Annotated in this window: 22 protein-coding genes; 14 read left to right on the plus strand and 8 right to left on the minus strand. The window is 45.2% G+C overall.

Annotated features, from left to right (window positions below; all coding sequences use genetic code 11):
- The first annotated feature begins 72 nt into the window (after positions 1–72).
- Together VER99_RS07205 and VER99_RS07210 are read left to right on the plus strand one after the other, a co-directional pair.
- Entirely contained in the window at positions 73–2,079 is a 2,007-nt protein-coding gene (locus VER99_RS07205; RefSeq protein WP_020333255.1) for a methyl-accepting chemotaxis protein, read from the plus strand.
- 312 nt (positions 2,080–2,391) lie between these two features.
- Entirely contained in the window at positions 2,392–2,772 is a 381-nt protein-coding gene (locus VER99_RS07210; RefSeq protein ID WP_014231793.1) for a hypothetical protein, read from the plus strand.
- A 61-nt stretch (positions 2,773–2,833) separates the two neighbouring features.
- Here the strand turns inward: VER99_RS07210 and VER99_RS07215 are convergent, their stop codons facing one another.
- The gene (locus tag VER99_RS07215; RefSeq protein WP_024372673.1) at positions 2,834–3,652 is read right to left on the minus strand and encodes a sterol desaturase family protein; all 819 of its coding nucleotides are present in this window, start codon (positions 3,650–3,652) and stop codon (positions 2,834–2,836) included.
- Positions 3,653–3,791: 139 nt separating this feature from the next.
- On the opposite strand from VER99_RS07215, the gene VER99_RS07220 reads away from it, so the two are divergent.
- From VER99_RS07220 to VER99_RS07230, 3 genes are all read left to right on the plus strand, one after another.
- Positions 3,792–4,541: a tRNA-uridine aminocarboxypropyltransferase gene (locus tag VER99_RS07220; protein ID WP_024372674.1), complete on the plus strand. Its 750-nt coding sequence runs from the start codon at positions 3,792–3,794 to the stop codon at positions 4,539–4,541.
- Between the two features lie 175 nt (positions 4,542–4,716).
- The gene (nagK, locus tag VER99_RS07225) at positions 4,717–5,625 is read left to right on the plus strand and encodes an N-acetylglucosamine kinase (protein WP_014231796.1); all 909 of its coding nucleotides are present in this window, start codon (positions 4,717–4,719) and stop codon (positions 5,623–5,625) included.
- A 188-nt stretch (positions 5,626–5,813) separates the two neighbouring features.
- Entirely contained in the window at positions 5,814–6,299 is a 486-nt protein-coding gene (locus tag VER99_RS07230) for a DUF6515 family protein (RefSeq protein ID WP_020333258.1), read from the plus strand.
- 69 nt (positions 6,300–6,368) lie between these two features.
- Here the strand turns inward: VER99_RS07230 and VER99_RS07235 are convergent, their stop codons facing one another.
- The 6 genes from VER99_RS07235 to VER99_RS07260 form a co-directional block, all read right to left on the minus strand.
- The gene (locus VER99_RS07235; protein WP_014231798.1) at positions 6,369–6,635 is read right to left on the minus strand and encodes a DUF2960 domain-containing protein; all 267 of its coding nucleotides are present in this window, start codon (positions 6,633–6,635) and stop codon (positions 6,369–6,371) included.
- A gap of 163 nt (positions 6,636–6,798) precedes the next feature.
- Entirely contained in the window at positions 6,799–8,577 is a 1,779-nt protein-coding gene (locus VER99_RS07240; protein ID WP_020333259.1) for a bifunctional molybdopterin-guanine dinucleotide biosynthesis adaptor protein MobB/molybdopterin molybdotransferase MoeA, read from the minus strand.
- Entirely contained in the window at positions 8,574–9,161 is a 588-nt protein-coding gene (gene mobA / locus VER99_RS07245) for a molybdenum cofactor guanylyltransferase MobA (protein ID WP_020333260.1), read from the minus strand. Before mobA ends, VER99_RS07240 begins: the two co-directional genes overlap by 4 nt.
- Positions 9,139–9,858, minus strand: coding sequence for an energy-coupling factor ABC transporter ATP-binding protein (locus VER99_RS07250; RefSeq protein WP_020333261.1), 720 nt, complete (start codon positions 9,856–9,858; stop codon positions 9,139–9,141). Before VER99_RS07250 ends, mobA begins: the two co-directional genes overlap by 23 nt.
- A 43-nt stretch (positions 9,859–9,901) precedes the next feature.
- On the minus strand, positions 9,902–10,600 hold the full coding sequence (locus VER99_RS07255) for an ABC transporter permease (RefSeq protein WP_014231802.1): 699 nt from the start codon (positions 10,598–10,600) through the stop codon (positions 9,902–9,904).
- A gap of 6 nt (positions 10,601–10,606) precedes the next feature.
- Positions 10,607–11,425 (minus strand): ABC transporter substrate-binding protein, encoded by an 819-nt coding sequence (locus VER99_RS07260; RefSeq protein WP_014231803.1) that lies wholly within the window; start codon positions 11,423–11,425, stop codon positions 10,607–10,609.
- Positions 11,426–11,745: 320 nt separating this feature from the next.
- On the opposite strand from VER99_RS07260, the gene VER99_RS07265 reads away from it, so the two are divergent.
- The 3 genes from VER99_RS07265 (at position 11,746) to VER99_RS07275 (ending at position 16,963) form a co-directional block, all read left to right on the plus strand.
- Positions 11,746–13,197, plus strand: coding sequence for a sigma-54-dependent transcriptional regulator (locus tag VER99_RS07265; protein ID WP_020333262.1), 1,452 nt, complete (start codon positions 11,746–11,748; stop codon positions 13,195–13,197).
- The gene (locus VER99_RS07270) at positions 13,187–15,229 is read left to right on the plus strand and encodes a sensor histidine kinase (RefSeq protein ID WP_020333263.1); all 2,043 of its coding nucleotides are present in this window, start codon (positions 13,187–13,189) and stop codon (positions 15,227–15,229) included. The genes VER99_RS07265 and VER99_RS07270 overlap by 11 nt, the downstream gene beginning before the upstream one ends.
- 141 nt (positions 15,230–15,370) lie before the next feature.
- Positions 15,371–16,963, plus strand: a complete 1,593-nt coding sequence (locus VER99_RS07275) for an ABC-F family ATPase (RefSeq protein WP_014231806.1) — start codon at positions 15,371–15,373, stop codon at positions 16,961–16,963.
- A 317-nt stretch (positions 16,964–17,280) separates the two neighbouring features.
- Here VER99_RS07275 and VER99_RS07280 read toward each other — a convergent pair whose 3' ends face one another.
- Positions 17,281–18,111 (minus strand): formate dehydrogenase accessory sulfurtransferase FdhD, encoded by an 831-nt coding sequence (locus tag VER99_RS07280; protein WP_020333264.1) that lies wholly within the window; start codon positions 18,109–18,111, stop codon positions 17,281–17,283.
- A 329-nt stretch (positions 18,112–18,440) separates the two neighbouring features.
- Here VER99_RS07280 and VER99_RS07285 point away from each other — a divergent pair, with 329 nt between their 5' ends.
- The 6 genes from VER99_RS07285 to VER99_RS07310 all read left to right on the plus strand — a co-directional run bounded on the left by VER99_RS07285 (position 18,441) and on the right by VER99_RS07310 (position 25,254).
- A complete protein-coding gene (locus VER99_RS07285) occupies positions 18,441–18,908 on the plus strand; it encodes a DUF3305 domain-containing protein (RefSeq protein WP_014231809.1) in 468 nt (155 codons plus the stop codon).
- Complete coding sequence (locus VER99_RS07290) at positions 18,898–19,512, plus strand: DUF3306 domain-containing protein (RefSeq protein WP_020333265.1); 615 nt, start codon at positions 18,898–18,900, stop codon at positions 19,510–19,512. The genes VER99_RS07285 and VER99_RS07290 overlap by 11 nt, the downstream gene beginning before the upstream one ends.
- Before the next feature lie 304 nt (positions 19,513–19,816).
- Positions 19,817–21,478, plus strand: coding sequence for a 4Fe-4S dicluster domain-containing protein (locus tag VER99_RS07295; RefSeq protein ID WP_014231811.1), 1,662 nt, complete (start codon positions 19,817–19,819; stop codon positions 21,476–21,478).
- Between the two features lie 9 nt (positions 21,479–21,487).
- A complete protein-coding gene (locus VER99_RS07300) occupies positions 21,488–22,114 on the plus strand; it encodes a TorD/DmsD family molecular chaperone (protein WP_014231812.1) in 627 nt (208 codons plus the stop codon).
- 73 nt (positions 22,115–22,187) lie between these two features.
- On the plus strand, positions 22,188–22,388 hold the full coding sequence (locus VER99_RS07305; RefSeq protein WP_020333268.1) for a transcriptional initiation protein Tat: 201 nt from the start codon (positions 22,188–22,190) through the stop codon (positions 22,386–22,388).
- Positions 22,389–22,398: 10 nt separating this feature from the next.
- Entirely contained in the window at positions 22,399–25,254 is a 2,856-nt protein-coding gene (locus tag VER99_RS07310; protein WP_014231814.1) for a formate dehydrogenase subunit alpha, read from the plus strand.
- Positions 25,255–25,261: the final 7 nt, after the last annotated feature.

Genomic DNA, 25,261 nt, shown 5'->3' on the forward strand with positions numbered 1-25,261 from the left:
ACGGTTTTATCAACTTTATGTGATGGACACGCAGTAAAACCGTTCAAACCTAAGAAAGAATAAAAATTGATTATGGCAACGCGCAAACGCTCACGCTTTTCACTCTCACTGATTCAGACGATCAGTGCAACATTTTTAACTATCATTGCACTTGTTATAGCTCTTTCTGCTTCAAGTTTCAAAGGAATGGGACAGATCGGAGAACAATTTGAAGATCTGTCTCAAAAAGCATTACCTATGGCAATGGCCAACGCCAAGTTAACCAGAAATGTTCTCGAGATCGTTAAATTGCTAAACCATGGAATGCAAGTTACCGAACCTAAAGAACTCCCTGTAATTGAATCACAAATAGAAGCGTTAGCTATTCAATCTGAGGGCTTAACGGAAAAAACCTCTGGCGTTGCGGTTTCGCTTTCAAATGAATTAAAAACCAAAGTCGAAAACTTGCACAACATCACTCAAGCGATATTGCTAAAGCAGAAGGCAGTGATCCAGATTCAAACGGACATAAATTCTGCGGTTGGTGGGTTCCGCTACGGTCTAAGCTCTATCGGCCCGGAAATGAACCGCATCAGCTCTTTTTTGAGTGCAGACAATCCTCAATCAAGTGACGCTGCCAATCGGTTTATTGCTTCAGCAAGTTCGATGGAAAGTACCTTTTTAATGATGCTTACGCATACTGACCTAGAAAAAGCGGAAAAAGAATACCGTGAAATGCGAAACCGAATCGCAGGGATTAACCTCGCATACTCCGATTTCCAAGCACTGCACCCTGAAGTCAGTGACTATGCCAGTCTAACCGCGCCTTATGAAATGGTAAAAGCAGGCTTTACTGACAAAGGTATTCTGCATTTGATTCTTGCTAAACTCGAACAAAGCGAACAACAAAGAGCGGAATTTAAACAAGCTTCCCAGCTCGCTGACGAGACGATGCTGTTACTTGATCAGGTTTCACTCGCAGCTTCTGATTTGATTAATGAGAGAGAAAACGTCGTAAATACGACGATAAAAACCGTTAGCTTAATGGTCATTATCGCCGCTGTGGTCATCTCAATCATTATTTTCGCAACTTTGGTTGGTTTGAGAAGCTGGACGAATCGAGGACTAAAGTCGGTCCTTAGCCGATTATCCGCACTGACCGAACACGATTTCCGGGAGAAAGCCGATGAGGTGGGACCTGAAGAACTGAAAGAGGTGGCGCGTAAACTGAATCTGGTCATTGATTCCACCTATGACTCCATCTCTACGGTGACTCGAAATTGTGAGACACTTTATCAAACGGCGGAAATCAGCCATACCGCCGCAGAGCAAACTAACGAAGGACTCAGTAAACAAAATGAAGCCTTGGTGAGTATGGTCACTACCATTACACAGTTGGAAGCCTCGATACGAGAAATAGCCATGGTGACGAACGCTTCAGCCGAAGATGCTCTTGTGGCGACAACGCAAACCGAAAAAGGGGTTGAAGTTGTTGAACTAAATCGCGCTAGACTGGAGGCACTAGAGACGTCATTTACTATGAATGAACAGTCCATACTGGAGCTCGATGAGCGCGTGAAACAGATTCGCGAAATGGTCGATATGATCAGTGGTATTGCTGATAACACTAACTTGTTGGCCTTGAATGCTGCGATTGAAGCGGCGCGTGCAGGTGAGCAAGGGCGTGGTTTTGCGGTGGTAGCAGATGAAGTGCGTAAACTCGCCAGCGATACGTCGCAACAAACCACCAATATTCGGGCAATGATGAATGAGTTGACGACGGCGGCAGAGCGTTCTCGACAAGCCGTGAGCGATTCCCGGGAAGAAATGACGCATGCACTAGAATCGAGTCATGAAGTTAAATTGGTATTTTCCGACATCAATAACGCCGTTAAACTTATTCAAGAACGTGTTGAACAGATCTCTGTCGCGACAGAAGAGCAGGAGCGGGCAACCGCTGATGTGTCACAATCAATCGCACAAATATCGGAACAAGGCGAGCAAACAAAGCTACGACTAGAATCAATGGTCGAAAGCTCGGAACAAGTGGCAGAAATTGCTGGCCATCAACAAGCTATGCTTCATAAGTATGACTTGTAAATCATAAGTAAACCGACGACAAGCCAAGGCCGGGTCTATCGACGTCCTTGGCCTTTTTGTTCCCGTTTCGTATCCCAAGCATACTTACTAAGTCTTCCATGCCAAAGTTATTTGGAGATACATGCGCTCGCAGCGTGCGAATTTGATAACATGTAACTATCCTTGCAGTAGCAGCATGTTCGTAACCGAATACATTTCCAATTACTTGGTCATGCATTAGGGCATGGTCGGTCCCAAAAATTGCCACAAAATTATAAATTGTTCGATTAGTTCTATATGCTCTTCGCTATTCACTAAAATAAGGAAACGATGATGGATAAATTCGTAGTGTTTCTCTTATGCCTTTTTTTGACGATTGGCGGTGCTGTACACATTTACGACAACATTGCCGACGGTTTATTACCTTATGATTTTGCACCGCGTTGGTTAAATATCTACTGGAGTATATTGGGCATTTTCGACCTGTTGGCAGTTTACCTTTTGATTCGATACCGCAGGGCTGGTCTGGTATTGATGTTGGTAATCTTGTTCACCAATGTGATTTTTAACTCTCACGCACATTACTCGTTGGAAATATTAGATAACAACACCGCTTTACAGATGAAGACGCTATTTTTAGGTTTTGCTATGGGCGTATCTATATGGCTTTGGAACGCTCGTAAGAATCGACAGTCGCGCCAGATTTTCCGGTAGTATCGTCATAATCAGTTTGTAAGGGAATGACCAAAAAAACCAGTGTCATTCCAAACCAACGTTATTTTTTTGTCTTAACACGATAGCGGAATGGTTGGGTAAGAAGCTTATCCAGCCTCTGCTCCAGTTTGTCTCTGATGTCAGGTAAACCAATGACAACATGCTCATGCCCAAGCTCTGGTTGAGCGCGGTACGTCGAAAACATTCGATCCCACACTGACAAAAAGAACCCAAAGTTAGAATGCGTTTCTCTCGGAATGACGGAGTGATGGACTCGATGCATATCCGGAGTAACAATCGCTTTCCTTAGCCATGCATCTACAGGTAACGCAAGCTTCGCATTACTGTGATTAAACATAGCACTCGCGTTGAGAATAATTTCAAACATGACAATGGCGATTGGAGAGACGCCGAGCATAAATACGGCACCAATTTTAATCACCATGGAAATCAAAATCTCAATTGGGTGGAAGCGGGCGCCCGTCGTTACATCAATATCCAAATCAGCATGGTGCATCCGATGAAGCTTCCACAATACAGGGACACGGTGGAAGATAACGTGCTGCACATAAATAATAAAATCGAGCAGGATGATAGAGATCAGAACGTTTAACCAATCAGGGAACGACATTAATTGGAATAGACCCCACTGATGCTCGCTAGCAATAACGGCTGCCTGGAATGCCGCGATAGGCATGACTAACGCGATAACAACACTGTTGAGCGCGACGAGTGAGAGGTTGTTTACCCAACGAAAAGCGCGAGACACCGTTAATACTTTTCTGGGTAATACGTTTTCCCATAACGTGCAAAGCAGCAACACACCGACAAAGCAACCGAGCCTTATCCAAGCGGGGTCGTTAAATGCTGTTTCTGTCACAGAAGTTCCTCTCAGTTATCTATTCTGTCTGAACAGACCAAATTCAGTGCCAATTTCTTTCGGTATCTATACCTTACCTTGAGGCTAAGCGGTTATGCCAGTAGAATCGCGCTCTACTTTTTATTTGGCATTGCTACTCATGAGAATTCACGCTTTTCACCGTTTATATCAGCACCGTCAGTCTATCTCGACAAAGACTTTTAACGCGCGAGGCTGCAAAGTTATTCGCTGCCAATATTGTCAGGTCTCACAAGAGCACTGCCTGTGTGAACTACAGCCAAATATCAAATCCAATCTCGCTTGTATGTTGATTGTATCGGAAAACGAAGTGTTTAAGCCGAGTAATACGGGTCGCCTGATTGCCGATACCATTGAGGAAACCTACGTATACCAATGGAACCGAACGGAACCTTCCAATGAGATGCTCGCGTTATTAAAAAGTGATGACTATCAGCCGGTGATCATATTCCCGGCAGATTATGTCGATGACACTTCACGATTAATGGACAGCCTGAGCCCTGAGCTATTGAGAACACCGGAAAGCAGCAACAATAAATGGCTGTTGATTTTTATTGATGGCAGCTGGCGTGAAGCGAGAAAAATTTTCCGCCGTTCTGACTATCTACAATCGTTACCGGTATTATCGATACAACCAGAAACACTCTCTGAATACATCATGCGACGTTCTGAAAACGAGCAGCATCTCTCTACGGCTGAAGTTGCCACTTTAGTGCTTAAACAGGCAGGTGAGCACCAAGCTTCAGAGTGTCTCCAATTGTGGTTCGAAGCTTTTAGAGAAACCTACATGCTGACCAAAACACGAGTCAAAACGGATCCCAACCGTCCGCATCTACATCGTTTCAAAGCGTGGGCAAAAACTGAGAACTGACTCTAAGGAATGAGTTTTTGTTGATCGCTTGTTGTTCAACTGGCTTGAGTGAGAGGATAAATCTGGATTTGGTCACGGTTTGTAGGCGTATAGATATGGATAATGCCTGAAGTTTATCTTTTTGACTCCACTAAATTTTTGGGAGTCCTGTTAGCACTTTTTAGGAGAGAATTGCATGTATTATGGCTTTGATGTCGGTGGCACAAAGATTGAGTTTGGTGCATTTAACGAAAAGCTTGAGCGTGTAGCAACTGAGCGTGTACCAACACCAACTGATAACTATGAACTATTGGTTGACACTATCGCTGATCTTATTAGTAAGTACGACGCTGAGTTTGGCTGCGAAGGTACCATTGGCCTGGGTCTTCCGGGAATGGAAGATGCTGATGATGCAACCGTATTGACAGTAAATGTACCCGCTGCGAAAGGCAAACCACTACGTGCAGATCTAGAAGCGAAAATCGGTCGCTCTGTGAAGATCGAAAACGACGCAAACTGTTTCGCACTTTCAGAAGCTTGGGATGAAGATCTACAAGGTGAGCCATCTGTATTGGGTTTAATCTTGGGTACCGGTTTTGGTGGCGGCTTTATTTACGAAGGCAAAGTTTTCTCAGGTCGTAACCACGTAGCGGGAGAGGTTGGCCATATGCGTCTTCCTATCGATGCATGGTTCCACCTAGGTGACAATGCGCCATTACTTGGTTGTGGATGTGGTAAGAAAGGTTGTCTTGATAGCTACCTATCCGGTCGCGGTTTTGAGCTGATTTATGCGCATTACTTCGGCGAGCAGAAAAAAGCGATCGATATCATCAAAGCGTATGGCGAAGGTGAAGCTTCAGCCGTTGAACACGTTGAGCGCTTTATGGAACTTCTGGCGATTTGTTTGGGCAACATCTTTACCGCAACAGATCCTAATGTTGTCGTACTGGGCGGTGGCCTTTCTAACTTCGATCTTATTTACGAAGAGATGCCAAAGCGTATTCCAAAACACCTGCTTTCTGTAGCGAAATGTCCAAAAATCATCAAAGCAAAACATGGTGATTCGGGTGGTGTTCGCGGCGCAGCATTCTTAAACATCAAGTAAATAGTTAGCTTGGTTTAACATTTAGAATTGAATAAAAGCCCTGTTGCTAATTATGCAACAGGGCTTTTTGTTTGCGTAGACTTTGTCAGGAAACCGTCTTTACCGAGCTTTACACTTCATTTACGTCACTTGAACTAGCCTCTGGTAAGATTTCTTTAAATCTTAGAGATTAATTAACGGGGATGACTATGTTTAACGTTTCAACATTTCGTAACGGTGCCATTGCGTTGGTACTGATGAGTATGGTGGCCCCATCTTTTGCGAAGCAAGCGCCGGGACAGGGGCATGACCATCAACCTCCGAGCAAAGTTGTTGTAGTAAAGCCAGACCATAGACCGAGTCATAAGGCTCCGTCACATCGTTCGTATCATCATAGCGGATTGCCTTCTACGGCCGCAATTTTAGCGATTGCGGGAATAACGTATGCGATTATCGATAACGCTTATTACAAGCAAAGTGGTGACCAGTATATTTATGTTGAGCAGCCACCTGTATCCTCGTCACAGCAAGTCAATTCCGTAAGCAGCAGTCTATCGGGTCAGGTTGTGAATGCACTCCCAAGTGGTGTAGTGAGAGTAACGGTGGATGGTGCTACCTATTATGTCCGAGGCAATGACTGGTATGCGCCAATTGCAGGGACGAGTAAGTTTGTGGTTGTTGCGCCTCAGCTCTAAACTCGAACAGATCCAAGCAGATACAAAAAAGCTCGCGTTTAATCGCGAGCTTTTGCTATTTGGTAAAAACTATTTATTCTTTTTACCAACGCCCAAGTTTTCCTTTTGGGCCAGAGTGATTTTTGTAAAACCAAGTTTTTTAAAGTGGTTATCACGATAGTTTCGAACGGCTTTGGTATCAGAAATCGCTTCGATTTGCTGTTCCATTTTTAGGAACTCAGAAATATCAATACCTTCTGCTTCAGCAACGGCTTCATGAATATTGCGATGTTGCTGGTAAGAGAACGTCAGTTCTTTGTCTTCGTTCTTGTATGTGTAAAGAATGGTGCGAGCCATAATAATCTCTCGAATAGTGTGTTAATGCTTTCAGTGAAATTGAGCCATGCCTACCGTAAGCAGCGATGGATATTTGATATGGAGTACCAACCTCAAACTCCACTAAAAACGAAAGGTCAGCATAGCTGACCTTTATAAAATCGTTGCTAGTAACCTATTGGGGCTAGATTCTGCCTTGAAGAGGGATGATTGTCACGTTTTCTCCCACTTTAACTGTATCGATAGCAGGGGATATTTCGATTAGACAATTCGCTTCACTCATCGAACGCAAAATACCGGAGCCTTGCTTACCCGTCGTGCGAACGGTGAGGCGGCCGGTTTCGTCTAGCTGATAGAATCCGCGGCTAAACTCAGTTCTGCCTTGGCGAGAGCGTAAGTTTTCCGTTGCAACCGCGTTGACTTTTAATGGTTGCCAACCTTGTTCTCCCTGCATTTTACGGATTGCAGGCTCAACGAAGTTGATGAACGATACCATTACGGCAACAGGGTTACCCGGTAAACCAAAAAACGGCTTACTGTTAATTTGGCCAAACGCAAGTGGGCGACCAGGGCGCATGTTGATACGCCAAAAGTCAATTTGTCCCAACTTTTCCAGAGCTAACTTAATGTAGTCCGCATCACCAACAGACACGCCACCAGATGTCATTACCATGTCTGCTTGCTGGGATGCTTGCTCCAATGCTTCGATCATCTGTTGTTCATTGTCTTCCAGAATACCAAAATCCAAAATTTCACACCCGAGCTGTTCAAGCATACCCATAATGGTAAATCGGTTTGAGTCGAAGATTGAATTAGGCTTCTGCTCGGTGCCTGGCGCTTGCACTTCGTCACCCGTTGAGAAGATTGCGACTTTGAGTTTACGAAAGACACTTGCTTGTCCGAAACCAAGAGAGGCGATCATGCCCATTTCCGGAGAGGCGAGGCGAGTACCAGAGGTAAAGACGTTACTGCCAATTTCAAGATCTTCACCAGCTTGACGAACGTTCTGACCCGCTTTTATGCCTGAAGTATTAAACGTTACCTTGTCACCAGTTTGTATAGCTTGTTCGCGCATCACCACCGTGTCACCATTAACCGGAGTTGGTGCTCCCGTCATGATTTTAACCGCTTGCCCCATCTGCAACGGTTTATCGTAAGCATGGCCAGCAAGAACTTCTGCCATCACTTGGTAACTCTCTCGCTCAAGGTCGTCACTGCGAATAGCATAACCATCCATTGCCGAGTTTGTGTATTGAGGTACGTTAACCGGAGAAACGATGTCATCAGCCAATACTCGACCGTAACTACGCTCAACATCGCATAGTTCAATGTCAGTCAAGGAAGGCACTAAAGAGAGAATTTTCTCTCGGCCTTGCTCCACAGATAGGAAAGCAGGGGATAAGGTGTCACAGCACGCGGCTTCTTTGTCTTTCGATTTCGGCTGTTTCGCTGCGTTGACATACTGAAGAACAAACTCCGCGATAGCATCCAAATCGTTGATGTTCATCTGCGGTAATTCGGAATCTAATTCACCACTATCGCAGGCAATCGCAATGATGTTTTCATCAGAAGGGTAAAGCCAAGGTTTGCCGACTTCTTCTCGGTGAAGTTCGATTTTTGGAAAGGCGATGTTTTTACAACCTTCAACCAGAACGACATCTAACTTGTCTTCATCAAAACGAGTCAACAGGTATTCGAACTCTGCCTCAGCATCCGGAGTTTCTGTCATCAAAGCAAAACGATTTCGAGATGCGATCAACATTTGTGAAGCGCCAGCCTTGCGTAAACGATAGCTGTCTTTACCTGGCTTATCGACGTCAAAGTTGTGGTGCGCGTGTTTCAACATGCCAATACGTAAACCAGCTTCGGTCAGTTTTGGTAACAGTGCTTCTAGCAACGTAGTTTTGCCAGTACCTGAGTATGCGGCAAAACCAAGAATAGGGATATTTAGCGTGTGTTTCATGATTCTAATTGTCCAAATTGCGCCAGTTCTTCCGGAGTGTTTAAGTTGACGAAACAGTTTGGTGAGTCACTGAAATCAACGTAGCTGGTGTGACATTCTTTATAAAGCAAAATGATTTTTCGATCGCCACGCTCTAAAAATGCCGTCAGTTTTGGCAGTACGCGCTTATGGTACATAGTGAAAACTGGTTGCTGGTGATCACCATCGTGCGCGACCAAAATGTCAGTGTCGTCTTTGACCGCCTGACAAAAGCGTTCAACTAAGTCAGTATTAATCTGTGGACTGTCACATGGAACAAACCCGACCCAATCCGTTTGCGCGTGCATTAATCCGGCATGAATGCCACCCATCGGCCCAGGGTAATCTTTGAATTGATCACTGAAGACGAAACCAAACTGACGGTAGGCGTCTTGGTTTCGATTGGCATTGATTAAAATGCTTGGTGTTTGTGGTGATAGACGTTCTATGACGTGTTTGATGAGTGGTTTGTGATTTAGCTCTATCAGGCCTTTATCTTTTCCACCCATGCGGCTGGCTTGACCGCCAGCTAAGATGACCCAACTAGTTTGTGTTGGTTGAAGCATATGCATTCTCTTGGGAGTTTTCTTTTGGTATGACATATAACAGAGGTGACTCTACCAAAGTCTTGTTTTTAATCCACCACTGTTTTTTACATAAATCGGTTAGCGCGTTGGTTTGATGGCTCGTGATCACGATACTAGAGCCACGATCTAAAAGATCTTTGGCCATCACGACTAATCGCTCGATCGATTCGGCGTCTAGTGAAGCACTTGGCTCATCCATCAATAAAATCGACGGCTTTAAGATCCATGCTCTCGCCATGGCAACACGCTGCTTTTCGCCACCTGACAATACAGAGATATGTTCATCGGCTAAGGTTTCCAAACCTACCATGCGTAGCGCGTTGATGACTTGCGCTCGCTTATCTTTTGCGTTGTCCTGCTGATATTTCACGCCATAAACAACGTTTTCGTAAACGCTGCCGTCAAATAGGTAAGGAGATTGATGGAGATAAATAACATCGACACGACCATTTCGGCGGGTCAGTTTTTTCAGCCAGGTATCTTTAGGTGCGGCTACAGTGCCGGTTGATGCTTTCAAAAGACCGGCTAGAATTTTCAGCAGTGTTGTTTTTCCGACGCCGTTATCGCCTTTAAGATAAATCGCATCGTTCGGTCCAATCGTTAGCTCGGGAATGTGAAAGAGCACGCGCTCTTTAAAGCGCATGGACAATTGTTCGGCGGTAATTTTTATAGTCATAGTACGCCTCTACAGAGAATAGAAAACGAGTCGATCATTAGCGTCATGTTCTAAGATAGCCTTTGCCTCTCATACTCGACAGGAAGAAGTTTAATGCTAATGCTAAGGATAGTAATACAATTCCTAATGCAACACCTTGCGCAAAAGCACCTTTACTACTTTCCATTGCGATCGCTGTTGGTATATTGCGTGTCACGCCCATAATGTTGCCACCAACCATCATCGAACAGCCGACTTCAGTAACGATTCGCGAAAAGCCTGCAATGACTGCTGCGAGTAACGGGAATCGCGTTTCCCAAATCATTGTCGATGCAACACGAGGAAGGGATACACCTAAGGTAAGCGATGTCTCTATCATACGGCGATCGCTCGATTGCAATGCACCGTGCATCATCGAGACTAACACAGGGAAACAGATCAGCATTTGACCGAATATCATCGCCTTCTGCGTAAACAGCATTTCCCACCCGCCCCAAGGGCCAGCTCTCGACAACAGCATGTAGAGCAAGAGGCCGATAACAACCGTTGGTACGGCCTGAAGCGTATTGATGATAGACAGCAAAAACCACTTTCCACGAAAATCGGTGTAAGCGAGTACAAAGGACATCAAAATTGCCGGCAATACCACTAACGATATTGCCGTAATAGAAACGCTAAAGGAGACCGCGACGATCTCCCAAAGCTCTGCATCGAAATTCACCAGAAGCTGGAGCGCTTCTAGTGTTGTTTCAGCAAGATTCATAGTGCGTTATTTACTGTCCGCGTTCGCTACAAACAGCTGTTTTCCGTTAAGGCGGAAGCTGTTAATTAATTCCTGACCGTGTTGGTTAACCAACCAATCACTGAATACTTGCGCGCCTTTGTGATTAATAGTTGGGTAACGTTCAGGGTTAACTAAGATCACCTGATAAGGGTTAAATAGCATTTCATCCCCCTGGAACAGAATTTCCAGATCCAGTTTGTTTTCATATGCCAGCCAAGTACCGCGGTCTGTCATCGTGTAGCCTTGCATCTCTGACGCCATGTTCAGAGTAGGGCCCATACCTTGGCCTACACTGCGGTAGCCACCAAAGTTTGGTTCAATTTTTGTTTGTGCCCAAAAGCCCATTTCTTTCTTGTGTGTGCCTGAATCGTCACCACGAGAAATAAAGGTTGCGTCTTTGCTTGCGATTTCTTTAAACACATCAAGAACGCTTTCATCATCTTTGATTTCAGCTGGATCGGCTTTAGGACCAACAACCACAAAATCGTTGTACATTAGCTTACGCGGTTGAACGCCGTACCCTTTTTCTACGAATAGGCCTTCTGCTTTAGGCGCGTGTGTCATTACCAAATCCACATCGCCATTTTCACCCATTTTAAGCGCTTTGCCGGTACCTGCAGCGATGATGTCGACTTTATAGCCTGTCTCTTTTTCGAATTCTGGTAGTAGGTAATCCAGCAGTCCTGAATGGTACGTGCTGGTTGTGGTTGCTAAGCGAATGTGTTCGCCATCTTGAGCGGAAAAAGCAGAGTAACTTACTAGTGTGATTGACGTTGCTGCCAAGGTTAGCGCAATTTTTTTCATTTTTATTTGTTTCCTTTCCAATGATGTTTCGGTTTCTTTTACGTTTAACGTGTGAGAAGTTCCTGAACGATCTTGATTGCTCAAATCACAAGCCTTCCTTGAGTGGCAGACTCTAAGAGCCCAACATATTGGCGACTTGGATACCCCTTATAGCAAACAAGATGCCAACAATATTCAACCTAAAATTGTTCTATTTATGCGCCATTTCATAGACTTGTTTGCATAAATTCTCCCATTGGTACAAAATGTCTCAGTTATTGAGGAGGGTACCCCTGTCGTGTTGGTACACTCTGTCCCACCTGAAACCATCTGGGGTAAATATGTCTGCGCAATCCCATATTAGTACAAAGCAACAATTCAACGCGTTTTCTGTTCTGGTCGTTGATGACGAGCCAGGCATGCAAGCCATTTTGAAAAAAGCCTTGGGTAAACTCTTTTCCCAGGTTGATACGGCTGGCTGCATTGAAGAAGCAGAGCAACTGAGAAGCTCTCGTCATTACGATCTGATTTTACTCGACATTAATTTGCCCGGCCGCTCAGGAATTGAGTGGGAAGAAGCCTTTACCGATGATGAAAAAAGAGCAGATGTGATATTCATGACCGGTTATGCTGATCTTGAAACCGCGATTCGAGCTCTCCAGCTTGGAGCTTCAGATTTTATTCTCAAACCTTTTAATCTCGATCAAATGCTTAAATCGGTGACCCGCTGTATGGAGCGTCGATTGAATGAGCGTATGCAATATGCGATGAAACGGGATTATCAACGCTACAACAGCTCAGAAATCATAGGTGGTTCAGAGAAAACCCGTCAACTTAAGTTATTGATAACTCAGTTTGCACCATCACGTGCGTCAGTATTAATTGAAGGTGAGTCGGGCACGGGGAAAGAATTGGTTGCTCGCGGTATTCACCAGGCCAGTGATAGAAGTGGTCCATTTGTTCCCGTCAACTGCGCCGCGATCGCGCCTGAATTATTAGAAAGTGAGCTTTTTGGCCACACTTCCGGCGCGTTCACCGGTGCGAAAAAATCACGTGAAGGTTTATTTCGAGTGGCTAATGGCGGAACCCTTTTCCTTGATGAAATCGGTGAAATGCCATTATCGATGCAAGCATCACTTTTGCGTGTTTTAGAGCAGCGTACTATCCGACCGGTTGGCTCAGAGAAAGAAATTAGCATCGATGTCCGTGTCGTGGCTGCGACTAACCGAAATTTGCAGGAGGAAGTGAATCAGGGCAACTTCCGTAGCGATTTGTATTACCGCCTCAACGTTCTGAAGATTGAAGTGTGTCCACTTCGTGAACGTAAAAGTGATCTCTTTGAACTCATTCCTTTCTTCAGCAACATGCTAACTCGCGAGCTAGGAATGCCCGCACCGAAGTGGGCGCATGAAGATATGGAAGCAATGAGCGAGTACGATTGGCCAGGTAACATTCGTGAGTTAAAAAACCTGATTGAGCGTTGCATCTTATTAGGTAAGCCGCCTGCTCATCATTGGCGAGAAGTAAACGGCTCTCACGCCTTGCCAAATGTTTCTATGACCGTTTCACATACCGCCGAGCTTCCAACGCTCAAGGAAAGTAATGAGTTTTTAGGCGACGGTTATCCCAATAGCTGGACTCTTAAAGAAGTAGAAAAAGCGCATATTCAACAGGTTGTTACCCTGCACGATGGTAACAAATCGGCGGCAGCGCGTGATTTAGGCGTGGCACGCAAAACGTTAGAGCGTAAGTACAAAGAGTGGGACGCAGAGGATGAGGAATATGCCAACTAAGTGGCAGCAGCACAAAGGATTGTCTAAGTGGACGCACCGATTTAAAAGTATGGTGCGTTACCGCCTGTTAATTCTCACATCAGCACCTATCTTCGTGACGCTGCTCGCGTTGATTGCCATCACCATTTATTGGTCTATTCAATACACGTGGCAGAATACGTTGCTTGATGTTTCTGAGCGCTTGGGGGTTGCAGAAAATAGTGTCGAGCTGTTGCAACAAAAGCAAGCCAATTACGTTAGGGCGTTCGCAGATTCTTATGACTTTCACTACCGTATCAATCAAAATACGCCACCGGAAGAACTCCAGGCCTGGGTCTCCACCCAGAAGCATCGTTACGGGTTAGATTTTCTCTCTTTCCAACACGTGAACTCCGTTGAAAACAAATTCCGCTTTATGGATTTGACTAAGCGGGAGTCCTTCTTCGATATATTGAATAAACAAGAGCTTGAACAACTTGATCCCGATCTGGCTAAACGGGCAGAGGTTCCGATTGTGAGCCAAGGCAGTGGAACAGAAACCCGAGGCTTAGTAAGCCGTACAGTCATTCCTGTTTATAGTCGCGCGAACGATTTAATTGGCTTCTTGGACGGAGGATTACTCCTCAACAACAGTACCGTGCTGGTAGACCAGATTCGCGACCTTATTTATCCCAACGTAAATGACCGATTACGACCAATTGGCACCCTGACCCTGTTTTTGTCTGACCTGCGCGTAAGCACCAACGTCCCGCTGGACAGTGATCATCGCCTTGGCAGGGCCATTGGTACGAAAGTGAGCAACGAAGTTTCAGAGCAAGTACTGTCCCGGGGTGAAATGTGGGTTGGTCGGGCTTTCGTTTACGATGCTTGGTATATCACCGCTTATCAGCCTATTAAAGACCAGTATGATAATGTGATTGGCATGCTATATACCGGTTATTTAATGTGGCCGTTTGTCAAAGCGTATGTGACGAACATTGCGGAAGTCAGCCTGATGACCTTGATGTTACTGCTTGTGTCTGGCGTGATGGTGTATCGAGGTTCGCGTGATTTATTCCGCCCGATAGAACGTATTCATAAGGTGGTAAAACAGGTTCAACTGGGTAAAGAAAAGCGCATTGGTCCTTTGGGGCTGAATGACGACCATGAACTGGCACAACTGGCTAAGCAATTCGATAACATGTTGGACGCACTGCAAGAGCGCAAGATAGAACTGAAGAATTCCGCAGCGCAGTTAGAGTGTAAAGTTCAAGAACGTACAGCGAGTTTACGAGAGAAAACCCAAGAGCTGGAACTGCACATTCAGTTGCTCAATCAAACCCGAGATAAGCTGGTCGTGCATGAAAAGCTTTCTGCGCTTGGAGAGCTTACCGCGGGTATCGCCCATGAAATTAATAACCCAACGGCGGTGATCCTCGGTAATATCGAACTCATTCATTTTGAACTTGGCGACGACGCAAATCGAGTTCAAGAAGAAATTGACGCTATTCACGCTCAAATCGATCGCATCAGAAACATTACCCGCAGTTTGTTGCAATACAGTCGGCAGGGCGGAGTTCAGGATGAGATCACCTGGCAGCATGTTAATCCGATCATCGACGAAAGTATCACGTTGGTTAAAACAGGGAGCAAAAAGCGCGACATTGAATTTGTTGCTGATTTGCAGGCTCATACCCCGGTTGAAATTAATCGCCATCACCTGTTGCAGATATTGGTTAACTTACAGATGAACGCCATCCACGCCATGAACGGTCAAGGTAAATTGATCGTAACGAGTGAAGACTGGCTGGAAAATGGCTTAGTAAAAGGTACCGTTATCCATGTTGCCGACGAAGGCTGTGGAATCAAGCCAGAAAACGTGAGTCGTATTTTCTCGCCGTTCTACACCACCAAACGAGATGGCACCGGATTGGGGCTGTCTGTGTCGCAAAGTATTCTTAGCCAAACGGGCGGGGAGCTAAAAGTGGAGTCCGAGTGGGGCAAAGGCAGCGTGTTCAGTATTTATCTGCCGAAAAAAGCTGAGTTAATGCTGGAGGTCACCAATATCGCTTAATCTGGCTTGGATATTTAATGTGATATCCATCAAATAAAGGTTTTCTGAATAATTAATAAAAACAAAACTTGCAGTGTGTAGCCTTAACAAGTACCGTTGCCCGGTTTTTATAAATACACTCAAATTGCTAAGGTAAAGGTTTTGATCTCCACAGCGAATATTACTCAACAATTCGGCGCTAAGCCGCTATTCGAAAACATCTCAGTTAAGTTCGGCGAAGGTAACCGCTACGGCTTAATTGGCGCTAACGGTTGTGGTAAATCAACCTTTATGAAAATCCTCAGCGGCGAGCTTGAGCAAACCAGTGGTAACGTAAGCTACGACCCGAACGAGCGTGTTGCAAAGCTAAACCAGGATCAATTTGCCTACGAAGAGTTCACGGTTATCGATACGGTAATCATGGGCCACAAAGAGTTATGGGAAGTTAAGAAAGAACGTGACCGCATTTACTCTCTTGCAGAGATGAGTGAAGAAGACGGCATGAAAGTAGCTGACCTTGAAGTTCAGTTCGCAGAAATGGATGGCTACATGGCAGAAGCGAAAGCTGGTGAGCTTCTTCTTGCTGTAGGTATTCCAATGGAGCAACACTTTGGTCTGATGAGCGAAGTTGCACCTGGCTGGAAACTGCGTGTGCTTCTTGCTCAGGTTCTGTTTGCAGACCCAGATATCATGCTACTTGACGAACCAACCAACAACTTGGATATGGACACTATCCGTTGGTTGGAAGACACGCTAAACGCGCGTAACTGTACAATGATCATCATCTCGCACGACCGTCACTTCCTAAACTCAGTTTGTACCCACATGGCTGACCTGGATTACGGTGAGCTACGTGTTTATCCAGGTAACTACGACGAGTACATGACCGCAGCTTCGCAAGCTCGTGAACGTCTACTCAACGACAACGCGAAGAAGAAAGCGCAAATCGCTGAACTTCAAACCTTCGTTGCGCGTTTCTCTGCAAACGCATCGAAAGCAAAACAGGCAACATCACGCGCGAAGCAGATTGATAAGATCAAACTGGATGAAGTTAAAGCGTCTAGCCGTCAAAACCCATTCATTCGTTTTGAACAGTCTAAAGAGCTATTCCGTAACGCTCTGATTGTTGAAAACCTAAGCCAAGGTTTTGAAGATGACCTGTTCGCAAACTTCGATGCAATCTTTGAAGTGGGTGAGCGCGTCGCCATTATTGGTGAGAACGGTGTCGGTAAAACTACGCTGTTGAATACTTTGGCTGGCGTTCTGGAACCACGTACGGGTACGTACAAATGGTCTGAGAACTCAAACATTGGTTACTACGCGCAAGACCACGCACATGATTTTGCAGAAGACTTAAACTTGACAGACTGGATGGGTCAATGGCGTCAGGAAGGCGATGACGAGCAAGTCGTACGCAGCTTCTTGGGTCGTATGCTATTTGGCCAGGACGACATCAAGAAGTCGGTAAAAGTGCTATCCGGTGGTGAGCAAGGCCGTATGTTGCTTGGTAAGCTAATGATGCACAAACCAAACATGCTGCTAATGGATGAACCAACCAACCACATGGATATGGAATCCATTGAATCACTTAACACGGCACTTGAGCAGTACAAAGGTACTTTGTTCTTCGTATCTCACGACCGTGTATTCGTTGACTCGTTGGCTACCCGTATTCTTGAAATTCGTGACGGCAAAATCACAGACTTCAAAGGCACTTACTCTGAGTTCCTTAAATCACGTGGTATCGACGGTTAATACAACGTCTAAAGCGAATCTTTAAAAACTAAAAAGACCTCACATTGAGGTCTTTTTCTCGTTTGGATGTCTAATCCTTAAATTGACCGGTTAGGTAAGCATAAATCCCAACAACACCGAATGTAATTATCATCGAAACCATGATGCCACTTGGCGTGAGCAAAAAGTTCCAAAGCTGGTCATTGTCCATAGTTCACATCCTTTGTGAATAAACGGTATTAGCGATACTAATCGCAGTAAAATAGGAGTCATCAAAATAGCCAACCCCATATTGGCTGCGATTAATTTAAGTTTACACCAAACTTTGCTTTTGCAAATTATTCCGTTTGGGTACCTTTTACATCAAAATCAATTTTTTCCGCGCCAGTAAATACCTGAAAACGCAACCCTTTAGCACGCGCGATCGTAGTAATACCGTATTGTCTGGCGAGATCTAACCCCATCTGGGTTACACCAGAACGAGAAAGAAGAACAGGGATGCCCATTTGAGCGACTTTAATCACCATCTCAGATGTAAGACGTCCGGTGGTATAAAAAATTTTGTCATCGCCAGTTTCTTGATTTAACCACATCTCTCCGGCGAGCGTATCCACGGCATTGTGACGACCTACATCTTCCACAAACGACAACACTTGGTTTCCTTTACAAATTGCGCATCCATGAACCGCACCTGCTTTTCGGTATGTATCGTTGTAATGAGTCAGCGCTTCAAGCGTGGCATAGATTTCTGACTGCTTAAGCGGCACTTGCGGAACCTGATAGTTCTCCAATTGTTTCATCACATTGCCGTACATGGTGCCTTGGCCACAACCCGAGGTAACGGTTTTCTTTTTCAACGCACCTTCTAAATGCTCAATGTTTTCTTTGGTTATCACTGCGGCAGAATGGGTTTCCCAATCGATGATGACAGACTCTATCGCTTCCGGATCAGATAAGAAGCTTTGATTCTTTAAATAGCCTAAAACTAGCGCATCTGGACGGGATCCAATCGTCATCAACGTTACGATTTCTTTCCAGTTCAGCATTACGGTAAGAGGTCGCTCGCAGGCAATCTGTTTCGTCAGCTTTTCACCGTATTCATCGTACACATCGACTTCGATAGTCTGCAGGGGATTTTCACTGGTTTTAATAATATTTGGTTTTACCACAGTCTTGTCCTGTTCAGTGAAGGAGCTACTTGCTCACAAGGATTGTTCTTTTTAACACGAGGTTGAATAGCAAATCTCATTCCAACATAGCGGTTGACGGAAAAAATGCGAGAGATTCACGCTACTTAATACAAAAACTGAGAGTTCGCAGGAATGACACATACAACCCATTGAGTTTCGACTAATTTGGTATTTATATCTGTATCTTGTCTAGTATTACAGTGGTTGATTTGGCGCGTTTATTGCTACGTATACCTAACGTGGTTTGAGAGCGTAGGCCAGAATGTCCTTTTCGCCAATCAAACCAAATGAAGCAAGTTGGGTGAGTTATGTCGGACATTAACAAAGATTTAGAAAACATATATGAGAAAACCGAAGATTCATGGCCTATCGGCGTAGAACTGGTTGAACATGAAATTATTACAGGTGCTTGGGTCACAACCCAATGGCAACTAACACAGTTTGTACTGACACCTGATAAAGACACCACTGATGTTTGTCTTCTCCAATTACACCGAGATGAACGCACGGATTACCGATTTAACCTAAGCTCGCAAAACCCAAAACTCTTTCTCGTAATGGATAACCTCGACTCCAATGAGAAGCCAGCGATACAGCTTCTCACCGCCTCTCAAGCCGTCGCGGCTCGATATATGGATGGGGACAATTTAGTGTTATCAAACAACATGCCATTACCTGTGCAAGCCTGGATGGAAGCCTTTATCGGACGCCATGGAGAAATGCTAGAGTTGAAAGGTAAGAAGCGCAAAGGAGCGGGTAGAGCAAATGGCAACTAGTCATGATTTTTTAAGCCGTTGGTCAAAACGTAAGTTAGAAGAATCTCAAAACACTCATGAAGATGCCGAACAAAGTGACGTGACGAATACGGAGGCAGACGCAAATCCTTCTGCTGATGGCATTGCTGGTAAGCCTTTACCTGAAGAGAACTTGGTAGCTGAAGTAAGTGAAACGGCTGCCAACGTTGACGAGCAAAAGCCGGAAGAGATGTCGATTGCAAACCTATTGGTTTCAGAAGCATCAGAAAGCGTGAAAAAAGCCGCGTTACGTAAGTTGTTTCTATCAGAAGAATTCAATGTCCGTGACGGGTTAGACGATTACGATGACGACTACAGCAATTTGAAGTCACTTTCGGAAGGTGTAGCAGAAACACTGCGAGACTGGGTGAAAGATAAAACTGAAGACGACGCAACCATTGAAAATAATAAGCTGGCTGTGGTTCAAGCAGAGGCTTCAGATGCTGATGAAAATGAGCAAGAAATCGTCGAACCTGCTCAAAATGAAGGCGAACTGGATAAATATACAGTAGTAGGTAAAAATGACACTTTAGAGTCAGAATCGCTATCAGAACAAGTAGGACAAAATATACCACACTCAAAATAGGTACATTTTGACTAAACACTCAACTGGCCGGGTGGGACATATTGTCTCATCCGGCTTTTTTATTAGTTAAAACCAGCTAGATTCCAATTAACTTATTGAAAATATTGAATATTAAAATTGGCATGACGCTTGCTAATTGAGTGGTATTACCAATCTTCTTGTAACGCTATCGGTTTTCTGAATTTTGCTATGGGCTCTGATGCTCCATACAAAACAGCTTAATTATAAGTTAATCAGCAGAATCTACCGCGCTAACTACAATGAAAGATGGAAGATTATCCATGTTGATAAATGGAAACGAGCAATGTTGAAACAACTATTAGAACAAACGACTTCCAGTAACGGTAAAGCAAGGCTATATGCTTTTGAAAATACCATCGAGTTGACAAACCTGATCCCACCGACGGTGAGCTATGAAAGTGGCGGTAACACTTTAATTGTCGGCCCGACGGCGATCATTGAAAGTGCCGCAGCTCAATTATCACAAATGAACAGCCTTACGTTGCTGTCTACTGACGGAGAAAAGGGAACTCACAGTGCGCTTTATTATGCGAACTCTGTTCAGGTATCTGGCTTTCTGGGTACATTTGAAGTAATTATTGAAAACAATGGTTCGACAAACAATCTCGCTAAAGTAGCGATTAATACAGATTGTTTCGACGTCGTTCTCGATCTTTGCCTTAACAGCTGTATGTCTGAGGAAGTACCAGCTCCGGGTTATTATCCAGTCGGTCGCGGCTATCCGAAACTCGCAGAAGCACTGGAAGAAATCCCGACGTTAATGGGGACGTTTGATAAACCGAAGTTTTTCCGTTTAGATACCGACTTGTGCGCGCACAGTTCTCGAGGCGTAAAAGGTTGTGAGCGTTGTGTTGATGCCTGTCCGGCGGGTGCACTATCCAGTGAAGGTAGTCCTAAAACAGGACATCGTATCGAGATTAACCCATACCTGTGTCAAGGTGTCGGAACTTGTGCAACCGCATGTCCTACAGAAGCGATTCATTACGCACTCCCAAATCCAGAAGATACGCAAAAGTTCATCGAACGTACGTTAGCGAATTACGAAAAAGCAGGTGGCGTTGATCCTATCGTACTGATTTGTAGTTCACGCCATGAAACGTACAACGTCATGGCTTTAAAAGCGCTTCCAGATAACGTCATTCCTATTGTGGTTGAAGAGTTGCCATCTGTTGGTATCGATACTTGGTTTGCTGCGCTTGTGAACGGAGCGACTCAGGTTCTGTTTGCTGCTTCACGTTTTATGCCGCCAACCATTTTGCGCGTACTTAATAGTGAAGTCGGTATAGCACATGAATTGCTTGATCAACTTGGCATTGCAAAAGAAACCATCGATATCTTGTATTTGGAATCTCTGCGTGAAGGCGCACCGACATTGTGTACAGATTCCTTCGATTTAGCGGTAGGAGAACTACAAGGCAATAAACGTCAGCGCCTGTTTACCGCGCTAGATGCGTTATCTGCCTCGCGTATTCCTGTCGATAATACCGTTGAATTACCGGGTAATGCACCTTATGGCTCGGTTTCTTGTGAAAGTAAAGATTGTACCTTGTGCATGAGCTGTGTCGCTGTGTGTCCGACTCGCGCACTGCATACCGATGGTCAGTCTCCGTCTCTTAAATTTGTTGAACAAGATTGTGTTCAATGTGGCTTATGTGAAAAAGCGTGTCCGGAAAATGTACTTACGCTAACGCCTCGCATGAACTGGGTGAAAGAAGAACGTCAGAAAGCAGTCGTCATTCACCAAGAGAAAGCGGCTGAGTGTCTTCGTTGCCACAAACCTTTCGCACCTCAATCCATGATCGACATGTTGCAAAACAAGCTACGTGGACATTCTCATTTTACTGATGAAGCCGCAATTAACCGTATCGCCATGTGTGAAGACTGCCGCGTGGTCGATATGTTTGAGTCGATGGCCTCTGATCCAATGAAACAACTCAAGTATTAGGAGCTCACAGTGGAAAAACAGCAAGAACAAACACTGAGAACAGAAATATACCTGATTTTATCGGCGCTTTTTCGCAGTGCGCCAACAGAAGAGATGCTTGAGTTTCTTAAGTCTCTGGAAGTGGAACCTTCGGCAAGTGCAATGCAGCAAGCATGGATTGCGCTTCAGCTAGCGGCTGAAAAAGCGGAACGAGAAACGCTTGAAGATGAATATCAAGATCTCTTTATCGGAATTGGTCGTGGTGAAGTCGTTCCATTTGGATCATGGCACCGCACAGGCTCAATGATGGAAAAGCCGCTAGCGGATATTCGTCACGATTTAGATTTACTGGGCATAGAGCGCGCTGAAAACGTGAAAGAACCCGAAGATCACATTTCAGCACTTTGTGAAGTCATGGCCATGCTGACTGACGAAGAAGAGGGCTTGCAACAAGCCGTGTTTAACAAACATCTCGCCCCTTGGTTTAGCGCATTCACTCGCCAGTTAGAAAATGCAGAAAGTGCAAACTTCTATAAACCAGCCGCTCAGCTTTGCAACGCGTTTCTAACGCTTGAACAGGTTCGATTTAGCGAGAACACCAAGAGCAGTAAAGCCAAATTAAAAATTGATGTGAAAAACGTCACTGATTATGAGTAATCAAGCAGTACAAAGTCATATCGATAGAGAGGCATGATCCTCCAAAGATCTACCGGAAGGTAAGGAAGCAATGATGAAAGATAATAAAGAAATAAACTCAAGCCGCAGGGAGCTATTGAAAGGCTTCACAACCGCTGCCGTTGCTGGTGCCGTCGTCGCAGGAACTACGAAAGTGGCAAACGCGTCGGAAACCGTTGAGTCTTCTGAAAAAGACGTGAAGAAGAAAGGGTACCGTGAAACTCAACACATTCGTGATTACTACGACACACTTTAGGAGGTAAGAGATGAAACTTGTCAAACGCTCCGACAGTGTGAGCAAAGAAACCAACCAACTTGGCATTTCGCGCCGTGCATTTATGAAAAACACCTCATTTGCTGCTGGTGGCGCTGTTGTCGGTGCAAGTCTGTTTGCTCCGGGCATGATGAAAAAAGCGGAAGCGAAAACTGTCGACCCAGAAGCGAAAACAGAAGTGAAACGCACCATCTGTTCTCACTGTTCGGTAGGCTGTGGTATTTACGCTGAAGTTCAAAATGGAGTTTGGACCGGTCAGGAACCAGCTTTTGATCACCCATTTAACGCTGGTGGACACTGTGCGAAAGGGGCTGCGCTGCGCGAACATGGCCATGGTGAACGTCGCCTAAAATACCCAATGAAGCTTGAAAACGGTAAGTGGAAAAAGCTGTCTTGGGACGAAGCAATTGAAGAAATCGGCACCAAGGTATTGGATATCCGTAAAGAATCCGGCCCTGACTCTGTTTATTTCTTAGGCAGTGCGAAACACAGCAACGAACAGGCGTATCTATTCCGCAAAATGGCATCGCTTTGGGGAACTAATAACGTTGACCACCAAGCGCGTATTTGTCACTCAACCACGGTAGCAGGGGTAGCAAACACCTGGGGCTACGGTGCAATGACAAACTCTTTCAATGACATGCATAACTGTAAGTCTATGCTGTTCATTGGCTCTAACCCTGCAGAAGCACACCCAGTTGCGATGCAACACATTCTGATCGCCAAAGAGAAAAACAACTGTAAGATTGTAGTGGCGGATCCTCGTCGTACTCGTACTGCTGCAAAATCCGATCACTATGTATCTCTTCGCCCAGGTTCAGACGTCGCTTTCATTTGGGGTGTATTGTGGCACGTGTTTGAAAACCAATGGGAAGATAAAGAATTTATCCGTCAGCGTGTATTTGGTATGGATGAAATCCGTGCTGAAGTCGCAAAATGGACACCAGCAGAAGTTGAGCGCGTATCAGGCGTAAGCGAAGAAGACGTTTACCAGACTGCAAAACTACTATCTGAAAACCGCCCGGGCTGTGTTGTATGGTGTATGGGTGGTACTCAGCACACCACAGGTAACAACAACACTCGTGCTTACTGTGTACTTGAGCTTGCGCTTGGTAACATTGGTAAATCAGGCGGCGGTGCCAACATTTTCCGTGGTCACGATAACGTACAGGGTGCAACAGACCTTGGTGTTCTAGCCGATACTCTACCAGGCTATTATGGCCTTTCTGAAGGTTCTTGGCGTCACTGGTCAAAAGTTTGGGACATCGACTACGAGTGGATCAAAGCCCGTTTTGATGACAACGAGTATGGCGGTCAAAAACCAATGCACAGTGCTGGTATTCCGGTATCGCGTTGGATCGATGGTGTGTTAGAAGACAAAGACAACATTCGTCAGCGAGAAAACATTCGCGCCATGTTCTACTGGGGACACGCTGTAAACTCTCAAACACGTGGTGTTGAGATGAAGAAGGCAATGCAGAAACTGGATATGATGGTCATCGTTGACCCATACCCAACCGTAGCGGCGGTAATGAACGATCGCACTGATGGTGTTTACCTGCTTCCTGCGACTACCCAATTCGAAACTTACGGCAGTGTTACGGCTTCTAACCGCTCTTTGCAGTGGCGCGATCAGGTTGTCGAGCCTTTGTTTGAGTCAAAGCCTGACCACGAAATCATGTACCTGTTGTCGAAAAAGCTTGGCTTCGACGATCTGCTGTTCAAAAACATTCGTGTAGAAAACAACCAGCCTCTGATTGAAGATCTGACTCGTGAATTCAACAAAGGTATGTGGACGATCGGTTACACAGGTCAAAGCCCAGAGCGTCTCAAAGCGCACCAGCAAAACTGGCACACATTCCATAAAACCACGCTTGAAGCAGAGGGCGGACCAATTAATGGTGAAACCTACGGTCTACCTTGGCCATGTTGGGGTACGCCAGAGATGGGACATCCGGGCACTCATATCCTTTACGATACTTCTAAAACCGTTGCTGAAGGTGGTGGTAACTTCCGTACACGCTTTGGTGTGGAGTTTGAAGGTAAGAACCTGCTAGCTGAAGACAGCTACTCGAAAGGCAGTGAGATCAAAGATGGTTATCCGGAATTTACCGACAAGTTGCTAAAACAACTAGGATGGTGGGATGACCTGACAGCCGAAGAGAAAGTCGCAGCAGAAGGTAAAAACTGGAAAACCGACCTGTCTGGCGGTATTCAGCGTGTTGCTATCGCGCACGGTTGTATCCCATTTGGTAACGCAAAAGCGCGTGCGATTGTTTGGACATTCCCAGACCGCGTACCGTTGCACCGTGAACCGCTCTATACACCTAGACGTGACCTTGTAACGGATTACCCAACCTGGGAAGACAAAGACGCGATTTTCCGTGTTCCAACGTTATATAAATCGATTCAAGACCAAGACAAATCTGGCGAGTACCCGATTGTTCTGACTTCTGGTCGCTTGGTTGAATACGAAGGCGGCGGTGATGAAACTCGTTCAAACCCTTGGTTGGCGGAGCTTCAGCAAGAAATGTTCGTAGAAGTAAACCCTAAAGACGCTAACGATCTTGGCTTTAAAGATGGTGATGATGTTTGGGTTGAAGGCGCGGAGAAAGGCCGAATCAAGGTGAAAGCGATGGTGACTCGTCGTGTGAAACCGGGGCTGGCATTTATTCCGTTCCACTTTGGTGGTGAGTTTGAAGGTGAAGATCTTCGCCCTAAATACCCTGAAGGTACACAACCGTATGTAAGCGGTGAGTCTGCCAACACAGCAACCACCTACGGTTACGACCCGGTTACCCTGATGCAGGAAACCAAAGTAACCCTATGTAACATTCGTAAAGCGTAAGGAGTCC

Origin of the sequence: Vibrio natriegens NBRC 15636 = ATCC 14048 = DSM 759 (assembly GCF_035621455.1) — a bacterium.
Taxonomy (GTDB): domain Bacteria; phylum Pseudomonadota; class Gammaproteobacteria; order Enterobacterales; family Vibrionaceae; genus Vibrio; species Vibrio natriegens.

Excerpts from the sequence above, each read along its gene's own strand:
- VER99_RS07205 (WP_020333255.1), top strand. The coding sequence starts at position 73 with ATGGCAACGCGCAAACGCTCACGCTTTTCACTCTCACTGATTCAGACG.
- VER99_RS07210 (WP_014231793.1), top strand. The coding sequence starts at position 2,392 with ATGGATAAATTCGTAGTGTTTCTCTTATGCCTTTTTTTGACGATTGGC.
- VER99_RS07220 (WP_024372674.1), top strand. The coding sequence starts at position 3,792 with ATGAGAATTCACGCTTTTCACCGTTTATATCAGCACCGTCAGTCTATC.
- nagK (WP_014231796.1), top strand. The coding sequence starts at position 4,717 with ATGTATTATGGCTTTGATGTCGGTGGCACAAAGATTGAGTTTGGTGCA.
- VER99_RS07230 (WP_020333258.1), top strand. The coding sequence starts at position 5,814 with ATGTTTAACGTTTCAACATTTCGTAACGGTGCCATTGCGTTGGTACTG.
- VER99_RS07235 (WP_014231798.1), bottom strand. The coding sequence starts at position 6,635 with ATGGCTCGCACCATTCTTTACACATACAAGAACGAAGACAAAGAACTG.
- VER99_RS07240 (WP_020333259.1), bottom strand. The coding sequence starts at position 8,577 with ATGAAACACACGCTAAATATCCCTATTCTTGGTTTTGCCGCATACTCA.
- mobA (WP_020333260.1), bottom strand. The coding sequence starts at position 9,161 with ATGCTTCAACCAACACAAACTAGTTGGGTCATCTTAGCTGGCGGTCAA.
- VER99_RS07250 (WP_020333261.1), bottom strand. The coding sequence starts at position 9,858 with ATGACTATAAAAATTACCGCCGAACAATTGTCCATGCGCTTTAAAGAG.
- VER99_RS07255 (WP_014231802.1), bottom strand. The coding sequence starts at position 10,600 with ATGAATCTTGCTGAAACAACACTAGAAGCGCTCCAGCTTCTGGTGAAT.
- VER99_RS07260 (WP_014231803.1), bottom strand. The coding sequence starts at position 11,425 with ATGAAAAAAATTGCGCTAACCTTGGCAGCAACGTCAATCACACTAGTA.
- VER99_RS07265 (WP_020333262.1), top strand. The coding sequence starts at position 11,746 with ATGTCTGCGCAATCCCATATTAGTACAAAGCAACAATTCAACGCGTTT.
- VER99_RS07270 (WP_020333263.1), top strand. The coding sequence starts at position 13,187 with ATGCCAACTAAGTGGCAGCAGCACAAAGGATTGTCTAAGTGGACGCAC.
- VER99_RS07285 (WP_014231809.1), top strand. The coding sequence starts at position 18,441 with ATGTCGGACATTAACAAAGATTTAGAAAACATATATGAGAAAACCGAA.
- VER99_RS07290 (WP_020333265.1), top strand. The coding sequence starts at position 18,898 with ATGGCAACTAGTCATGATTTTTTAAGCCGTTGGTCAAAACGTAAGTTA.
- VER99_RS07295 (WP_014231811.1), top strand. The coding sequence starts at position 19,817 with ATGTTGAAACAACTATTAGAACAAACGACTTCCAGTAACGGTAAAGCA.
- VER99_RS07305 (WP_020333268.1), top strand. The coding sequence starts at position 22,188 with ATGAAAGATAATAAAGAAATAAACTCAAGCCGCAGGGAGCTATTGAAA.
- VER99_RS07310 (WP_014231814.1), top strand. The coding sequence starts at position 22,399 with ATGAAACTTGTCAAACGCTCCGACAGTGTGAGCAAAGAAACCAACCAA.